The 5,541-nt window shown below is 69.0% G+C and carries 7 protein-coding genes; 1 reads left to right on the top strand and 6 read right to left on the bottom strand.

Features of this window, described 5'->3' with window-relative positions:
- Positions 1-122: 122 nt before the first annotated feature.
- The 6 genes from Q0288_RS07885 to Q0288_RS07860 are packed head-to-tail and all read right to left on the bottom strand — an operon-like array spanning position 123 to position 4,699.
- Complete coding sequence (locus Q0288_RS07885) at positions 123-1,313, bottom strand: metal transporter (RefSeq protein WP_299429350.1); 1,191 nt, start codon at positions 1,311-1,313, stop codon at positions 123-125.
- A complete protein-coding gene (locus Q0288_RS07880; RefSeq protein WP_299429349.1) occupies positions 1,310-2,488 on the bottom strand; it encodes a multicopper oxidase domain-containing protein in 1,179 nt (392 codons plus the stop codon). The genes Q0288_RS07885 and Q0288_RS07880 overlap by 4 nt, the downstream gene beginning before the upstream one ends.
- A complete protein-coding gene (locus Q0288_RS07875; protein ID WP_299429348.1) occupies positions 2,485-3,153 on the bottom strand; it encodes a metal-dependent transcriptional regulator in 669 nt (222 codons plus the stop codon). The genes Q0288_RS07880 and Q0288_RS07875 overlap by 4 nt, the downstream gene beginning before the upstream one ends.
- A 13-nt stretch (positions 3,154-3,166) precedes the next feature.
- Positions 3,167-3,598: a hypothetical protein gene (locus Q0288_RS07870; RefSeq protein ID WP_299429347.1), complete on the bottom strand. Its 432-nt coding sequence runs from the start codon at positions 3,596-3,598 to the stop codon at positions 3,167-3,169.
- 20 nt (positions 3,599-3,618) lie between these two features.
- Positions 3,619-4,236, bottom strand: a complete 618-nt coding sequence (locus tag Q0288_RS07865) for a thioredoxin domain-containing protein (protein ID WP_299429346.1) — start codon at positions 4,234-4,236, stop codon at positions 3,619-3,621.
- Between the two features lie 34 nt (positions 4,237-4,270).
- Positions 4,271-4,699 (bottom strand): disulfide bond formation protein B, encoded by a 429-nt coding sequence (locus tag Q0288_RS07860; RefSeq protein WP_299429345.1) that lies wholly within the window; start codon positions 4,697-4,699, stop codon positions 4,271-4,273.
- A gap of 192 nt (positions 4,700-4,891) precedes the next feature.
- Between Q0288_RS07860 and Q0288_RS07855 the strand changes: the two genes are divergently transcribed.
- Positions 4,892-5,541: cation transporter (locus tag Q0288_RS07855; protein WP_299429344.1), on the top strand; the 650-nt coding region annotated here is incomplete at its 3' end.

The raw sequence follows: 5,541 nt of genomic DNA, 5'->3' as shown, positions 1-5,541 counted from the left end.
CGGGGCCGACCTGGTGGCCTCGCGCAAGGAGAGCCGCCAGGTCTTCTACCGTCTGGCCGACGACCACGTGGGGGCGATGCTGCGGGGTGCCCTCGAGCACGCCCTGGAGCAGGGCCAGCCGCTCAGAACTTGACCAGGAAGGCCGTCAGGTACATCACCGCGATCCCCGCCGTGAGCCCCGCGAGGTTGACCCAGTTGACCAGCGGCTGGCCCAGGGCCGCGCTGTCCCTGGCGACCAGCCGGCCCACCTCCCAGACGACCTGTAAGATCGCCCCGATCCCCACGGCCAGGAACACCGTCGCCAGCACCGGGCTGAAGGCGAAGCCGCCGATCCAGACCCCCAAGATGGCCGGGCCGCCCGCCACCAGGCACAGCAGGGCGAAGTGCCCCAGGCCGGGGCTCTTGCGAACCACCGGGGCCGCGATCCCCACCCCCTCGGTGATGTTGTGCAGGGTGAAGCCCAGCACCAGGAAGGTGCCCAGCGCGGCCTCGCCCAGCGCGAAGGCCGCCCCGATGGCCAGGCCCTCGCCCAGGTTGTGCAGCCCGATGCCCAGGGCGATGCGGTAGGACAGCTCGAGCGCCCCCACCTCCCCCCGCTGCCGCGCCCCCAGCGCCAGCAGCGCCCCCAAGGCGATTAGGGCTACGAATATGACGGCGGGAACCCCCTGCCAGAAGGCGGGCAACTGAGCCGCGAACTCGTTGGCATCGAGGTAGGTGCCCACCGCCAAGAAGACCAGCAGCCCCACCGTAAGCGAGAGAATAAAGTTCATGGCAGGTCGGCTGAGGCGGCGCATCCAGGGATACCACAACATCCCCAGCAGCACTGGCACGATCCCTACGTACAACCCAACCAAGGCGAAGCGCCCGAACAGGCTGGCATCGGGCCTGGGGCTGACCACAGCAGCGGCAATCTCGCCCTCGAAGGTCGCACCGAGGCTGGTGATCAGCACCACCCGGTGGGTCTCCTCGGCCACCCAAGGGTAAGGAATAGTGAAGGTGGCCCGCCCCAACCGGGGCAGGGTGTTGGAAGGCGTGACGGTGTAGGCCCAGTAGGCGTCGTCCACCAGCACCTGCGGGATAGTTACTTCTTGGGGGCCGTCGTTGACCACCTCGAGGCGGATCACCCCCGGCGCGGGCAGGGTGATCCGCTCGATCTTGACCCGCTCCAGCGGCGGCCCCGCCAGCTCGCGCAGTCCGCCCCCGGTCGCCACCAAGTAGGCCAAGACCAGTCCCAGCAGCAGCAAAGGGATCAGGGCCAGCACCCAGCCGAACCCGCCCCAGCGGTTCTCTTTCGACTCGGGTTCGCGGGTCATGCAGTCTCACCGCCCTTCCAGGCAACAGTGGCCCCATCCAAGCCTCGTTTGTCCCACTCCGCCGTCAGCCCGACCCGGCTCAGGGCCTCGGCCCAGCCCGCCTCCTCGACGACGTTGAAGTGGCCCATCCAGCCCAGCTCGGCGAACTCCGAGACGTGGGCGTGGAACATGAAGGGGCCGGTGTAGGGGGCGCGGAACTCGACGATGCCCCGCTGCCCCTGCATCTGGGCGACGGTGTCCACGGTGCGCAGGGTGGGCTCGAGGGTGGTGCCGTGGTCGTAGTAGTCGAACATGATGCCGTGGGTGTGGAAGCTGTTGAGCAGGTCGAACTCGACCAGGTTCATCAGGTAGATGCGCACCAGCTCGCCCCGCCTGATCGGGACGGGGCGGTGGGCGAACTCAAAGCCCACCGTGTTCACCGCGTAGACCTCGTTGCCCCCGTCGAAGTTGGTGTCGAAGGCGTTCATGACCATCATGAACTCCCTGGCCGGGGGTCGGCCCCCCTTGGGGTCTACCACGAACGCGCCGTACATCCCCTTGTGGATGTGCCGCTTGAGCGAGGCGGCGTGGCAGTGGTACTTGTGGCAGCCGAAGGGCACCGCGTCGAACTCGTAGGTGTAGCTGTCGCCCGGCTGCACCAGCCCGCCGTTGCCGGGCAGGGGGGTGCCGTCCATGTTGGCAGGGTGAAAACCGTGGAAGTGGATGGTATGGGGATGGCTGCTGCCGTTGACCAGCTTGACCCGCAGGCGGTCGCCCTCGGTGCAGCGGATGCTGGGGCCGGGCACCCGTCCGTTGTAAGTCCAGGCCGGGAAGAAGATGCCAGGGGCGATCTCGATCTCCTTCTCGCTGGCCACAAACTCGTACTCGCGCAGGGTCTGCCCGCCCGGCAGCTTGCTGACCTTGCCGTAGTCCCAGTCCACCAGCATCTGCATGGGGTCGAAGCCGTTGGTCTCGGGGTCAACCACCCCCATCACCACGTTGCTGCCGTGATCCGCCGCGCTCATGCCCTTGGCGGCCACCGTGGCCGCAGCCGCGTGCCCTGAACCCCCCGAGTGCTCGGCGGGTGCGTTGTTCTGGGCCAGGCCCAGCGCCGCCGCCCCGGTCGCCCCGGCCAGGGCTCCCAGCCCGCGCACCAGCTCGCGGCGGCTGAAGAGCTTGAGAAGGGGGTGGTTCACGCCCGCACCTCCTCTTCCACCCACACCCGCCGGGCCGCCTCGATCCCCAGCGTCCGGCCCGTTCCCGCCACCTCGAGGCGCACCAGCCCCAGCTTGGGCTGCGCCTCGAGCGTCCGCACCTCGGCCCCCGGAGCCAGGCCCAGGGCCACCAGTTGGCGCAGCAGCTCGGGGTCGTCCTCGGCCACCCGCCCGACCCTGGCGGCGTGGCCCGCCTCGAGTTCGGCCAGCGGCTTCGTGGCGTGGCGCGGCAGCGAGCCGTCCAGGCCGGGGATGGGGTCGCCGTGGGGGTCGTGGGTGGGCTGGCCCAGCCGCTCGAAGATGCGGGCCTCGAACTCCTCGGAGATGTGGTGCTCGAGGCGCTCGGCCTCGGCGTGGACGGCCTCCAGCGGGTAGCCCAGGGCCTGGTGCAGGTACAGCTCGAGCAGGCGGTGGTGGCGGATCAGCTCGAGGGCCACCTTCTCGCCGGATTCGGTCAGGGCCACGCCCCGGTAGGGGGTGTAGGCCACCAGCCCCAGCTCGTTCAGCTTCTTGAGCATCCCCGTCACCGAGGGGGACGAGACGCTCAGGGCCTCGGCCAGGGCCAGGGTGGTGACCGAGCCCTCGTGCGAGAGCCGGTAGACGGCCTTCACGTAGTCCTCCGCCTGGGGGGATAGGTGTTCGCGCATAGGTAAGCCTCAGCTAGAGTTTAGGCGCACCTAAATATTTTGTCAAATCTGAGTGAACATTCAAGGGTGGGTCGGGCTGTGCCGGGTTACGCAGGGGAGTGCGAGGAGGGGCCACGCCCCACCCTGCACCTTGTGAGTCACCCCCGGCCCGGTTTTCTCGGTCGGCTACTGGCCCTGGCCTCAGGGCGGGGTCTCGGGGCAGACCCTCGAGGCTCACCGCAGCGCGGGCCGGGCCGCGCTCGAGACCCTGCGAAGCGTCGAAGACCGCCGCCCGCCGAAGTTTTTCGGCACCGCGCTCAGGAAGGGCGACCAGTTCACCTCCGCCGTCTCGGCGGAGGGGGTGCTCGAGGCGGGCCGCGAAGACCTGTTCGAGCGCGAGATCGTGGTGGGCCGGTTCAAACGCACCATCCAGGTTGACTACCGCGACCCCCACGAGGACGGCCACGGCGACGGGGATCGCTAGCCTTACTGCGCGGCCTGGACGGCTCGGGCGATGGCGCTCTCGAGGTCGGCCCGGCTGCGGACGCTCAGCCGGTCGCCGTTGAGGAAGAAGGTGGGGGTTCCGGTGGCCCCGGCCCGCTGCGCGTCCTGGCGATCCCGCTCGACCTTGCGGGCGTGCTTGGGGTCGTCGAGGCTGCGCTCGAAGGCGGCCCTGTCCAGCCCGAGGAAGCCCGCGTACTGGACGAACGCCTCGCGCGGGGCGATCTTGGGGGGGCCGCCGTCGTGCGGGGGTGCCCAGTCGGGCTGGCCCCGGTAGATCAGGTCGGCGTACTCCCAGTATTTGCCCTGCTCGCCCGCAGCCTCCATCGCGCTGGCGGCCAGCACGCTGTTGGCGTGCAGCGGCAGGTAGCGCACCACCAACTGCATCTGCTCCCGGTACTTGCGCTTGAGTTCGCCCACCAGCGGGTGTACGGCGGCGCAGGCCTCGCACTCGGGGTCGAGGAACTCCACCAGCACCACCTTTGCGCCGGGGTTGCCGTAGCGGGGGCTGTCCTCGCGCACCAGTTGCGGCCCGCCGCTGGCGGCGGGGCCGGGGCGGCTGGCGAGGCTGAGGACGGCCAGGGTGGCGAGAACCGCGACCACCCCGACGACACCGAGGATGAGCAGGGGGTTCTGCTTAGGCTTGGGGTTGGTTTGCACGGGTAACTCCTTTTCTAAACGAGAGTAAGAGCAGGGCCAGGATCACCGTGAAGGCGGTCAGGCTCATCTGGGGGATGCCGACGAAGCCGAACAGCTCGACCTGCCGAACGGTGCAGCTCACCCCCAGCGAGCAGGTGCCGAAGCCCTCGGGGATGACGTCGTAGTACAGCAGGTTGTGGTACGCCGCGACGGCGAACCCGATCAGAGCCAGCGGCAGGGCGTACCAGCGCACGCGGGGGTCGCTGCCGCCGATCCCCACCGCCAAGATCAGCACCAGCGGGTACATGAAGATGCGCTGATACCAGCACAGGGCGCAGGGCGGCAGCCGCATCACCTCGGAGAAGTAGAGGCTGCCCACCGTAGCCACCAACGATTGCGCCCAAGCGGCGTAGAGCATCCAGGACATTGGTTGAAAGGGTACTCAAGTGTCTCGGGTTTGTCCAGCCGAGCCGTCACAGTCCCGAGGCAGCCTCTTCCCGAGTTCTGATACTGCGAGCGCGGTATCAGTAACTATTGAGCAATCGTTCAGGTATTGGTAGAATGTGGATACTTGAGCGGTCGTTCATATATTTGAGTCCGCTCTATCTTAAGGAGCCCCGTGACCTTCTCCCTCCCACTCAGACAGGTGCTGCCCAGCGCCGAGGACTGCCCCCAGTGCCGCACGCTCTTGCAGTCGGCCCTGGCCGCCCTGCCCGGCGTGACCTCGGCCCGCCTCGAGGGCAGCGCGGTCGTCCTCGAGGCCGCCCGCGACCCCGCCGACCACATTCCAAAAGCTGTGGACGGAATCAGAGTGGCCCACGCCCACGACACCTTCAAGGTCGAGGGCATGGACTGCGCGAGCTGCGCCAAGACCGTGGAGGGCGCGGTCTGCCGCATCCCCGGCGTGAGCGAGTACAGGCTCAACTACATGGCCGAGAGGATCGAGGTGGCCTACGACCCCCGCCAGACCGGGCTGGCCGACTTCAAGCGCTCCATCGAGCCGCTGGGCTACGCGGTCAGGCCGCTGTCGGGCCGGGCCGCCCCGCCCGAGGCCGCGATGTCGCCCTCCTCCCCCCAGACCAGGCCCCAAAAGCAGGGCGACCCGCGCAAGGACGCCGCCGCCCTCGACCACGACCACAGCCACGCCGAGGAGCACTCGGAGGGCAAGGCCTGGTACAACACCCGCCAGGGCCGCCCGGTGGTGGTCACCGGGGCGCTGCTGGCCCTGGCCTGGGCGCTGTACCTGGGCTGGAACCTGCGGCGCGGCCG

The organism is uncultured Meiothermus sp. (assembly GCF_937863175.1).
Classification (GTDB): Bacteria; Deinococcota; Deinococci; order Deinococcales; family Thermaceae; genus Meiothermus.
Note: the sequence above shows the minus strand (reverse complement) of the source record. Positions and strands in the feature narration are given on the sequence as shown.